Origin of the sequence: Providencia sp. PROV033, assembly GCF_028484855.1 — a bacterium.
In the GTDB taxonomy this organism is placed as follows: Bacteria; Pseudomonadota; Gammaproteobacteria; order Enterobacterales; family Enterobacteriaceae; genus Providencia; species Providencia alcalifaciens.
The window spans coordinates 1-2,206 of record NZ_JAMPSW010000188.1 but is presented as its reverse complement, the minus strand read 5'-3'; the positions used below and the strand labels follow the sequence as shown (position 1 = coordinate 2,206).

2 protein-coding genes and 1 pseudogene are annotated in these 2,206 nt (G+C 47.3%); 2 read left to right on the top strand and 1 reads right to left on the bottom strand.

What is annotated here, in order from left to right; translation table 11 throughout:
- Both PSF16_RS17175 and PSF16_RS17170 read left to right on the top strand, forming a co-directional pair.
- Positions 1–888, top strand: a pseudogene (locus PSF16_RS17175) (inverse autotransporter beta domain-containing protein); the annotation flags it as partial.
- Positions 889–962: 74 nt separating this feature from the next.
- Positions 963–1,460, top strand: coding sequence for a hypothetical protein (locus PSF16_RS17170; RefSeq protein ID WP_272689783.1), 498 nt, complete (start codon positions 963–965; stop codon positions 1,458–1,460).
- On the opposite strand, the gene PSF16_RS17165 is transcribed toward PSF16_RS17170, so the two are convergent.
- A partial coding sequence (locus PSF16_RS17165) for an RNA-directed DNA polymerase (RefSeq protein ID WP_272689782.1) occupies positions 1,423–2,206 on the bottom strand: 784 nt, incomplete at its 5' end. The two genes, PSF16_RS17170 and PSF16_RS17165, sit on opposite strands and share 38 nt — an antisense overlap.

Genomic DNA, 2,206 nt, shown 5'->3' with positions numbered 1-2,206 from the left:
AAACTGGACAATACGTCTTACAAGTTCGGTGAGGTGATGACCGTCACGGTAACGCTGAAGGATGCGGCGGGCAACGCGGTGCCGGGGCAGGCGAGCAGCCTGAAGGACGCGGTGACGGTGCCGAATGCCGAGCCGAAGGACGCGTGGTCGGAAACGCCTGCGAACTCGGGTGTTTACACGGCGACCTACACCGCGAAGACGGCGGGCACGGGTCTGCAGGCAACGCTGACACTGAACGGGGGGACGGCGAGTTTGACATCCGACGCGTACGCCATTCACGTCCTGGAGTTCGATTCGATCACCGTCAACGGCCATCAGTTCTCGATGAATGATGGCTTCCCAACCACGGGCTTTGTCGGGGCAACCTTTACCCTGAATCTGAAGGACGGCCTCAGTGCCTCGGATTTTGACTGGAAGGTAGATGGTGGTGAGGGCTGGGTAAGCGTTAACAACGGAGTAGTGAGATTTACGGGCAAGGGAACGAGCTCAACAGTAACCATTACCGTCACCCCGAAAACGGGGGGGGGTAATGCGGCGGAATACTCATTCAATCTGAAAACATGGTTTGTGGGCGATGAGAAAGAATACACCTGGCCAGACGCTGAGAACTACTGTCAAAGTCTGAGCATGAGCTTACCGACACGCGCACAACTCACCAACAGTACGGTGATAGAGCCGTCAAACAACGCCAGCCGCGCAGTAAATTCACTGTGGTCAGAGTGGGGCGATATAAGAAGCTATGGTTTTGCTGACCTCTACCCTTCGTGGACCTCTGAGGCTGCGAGTGGCGGCGGTCACTATCACGTCGGCCTCGGCCATGGCGGCGTCACTAGCTACAGTGACAGCACCCGCTCCAACTTTCTGTGTCAGCGGGTCTTTAACCTTTAGTTTTTCATCTTTAACCTTGGTTTTTTTGGGTTTCCCCCGCGTTATCGCGGGGGCTTTTTATCTAAGAGGGACGCATGAATTTAATCGATAAACTCGCCTTGAGTGAACGTCAAGGGATGATTAGCTTAATTAAGGAAGGCATTTTTTTTCGATGCTATGAGCAATCCTTGTTCTCATTAATCCATCTCCATTACCCCACATTAGCTGTTCGGGGTCGTTCGTTTAAAAATTTAAAGGGCAAAGTGGTTTTTTCGGGGGGATTTCCAGAGAGTAAAATAACGAAATTATTTTCAGAGACTGAAATGAAAAAAATGCCGTGGGGGATAGAGGTTGTTTGTGCACAGTGGGATGAAGGTCAGTATGCGTTATGGCGAAAGCAGTGCGTGAGTGATACTCATCAAGAGAATGAGGGGGGTGCGCTTACGCTATCACAGGGTAAATGGGTTCAGTTGAATGAGGAGACGTGTCGTTTTTTGAGTCAATGGGAGCCCGGTTTATATCCAGATTCAGTTGATAAAGGATTTATTCTGGGTATTAAGCAAGCACCCATGCATTTAAATAGTGCTTTTTGATATGAACAGAATGGTATTGGGGGTCTGAGGGTAAATAGTATTTTTTGAGAACATGGAAATGTTTATGGTAGATAAGTTTACGTAGCCGATAGTGGTTTGCATGCTTCATTAAGCCGTAGTAACTATTAATAATGGCCTGCATTTGTTGGAGTAGTTCATAACTGGGCGTGAGACTTGGAGAGGTAAGCTTAAAACGGTATTCCCACTCCTGTTTATACTCAATGTGCTGAGTGGCTTTTCCCGTTTTCCCTGCAAGCTTGGTATTAAAATAATGTAACCATGATATCAGTTTTCGAATATTACGTTTACGTAAATGTAAATAATGAGGGTAAACCTTATAGCCGAGATAATCCGCGCCTTGGTCGCAACGTTGCAGGGTTTGTTTTTTTGGGTGTAAATTTAAATTCAATTGGTCTTTAACAAAAAGGGCGATATCGGACTTCCATTGCAAGAGTTGTTGGATGGATGGTCCCGTTAAAATCAGGTCATCCATATAGCGCACATAACCTTTAACGTTAAGATGGTGTTTTATGTACTGGTCTAACGGGTTGAGGTAGATGTTGGCAAACATCTGGCTAGCTACTGAGCCGAGAGGAAGACCATGGCCTTTTGGTGCAGCCTGTAATGTTTTATGTTCAGGAATTGACGAGAGTAATGTCGAGTCGCCACTTAATGTGACTGTGTTTGTGGCAACATCATGAAAAATACATTGCTTTAGCACGTAATCTAGCTGCATTTTTAAGGGG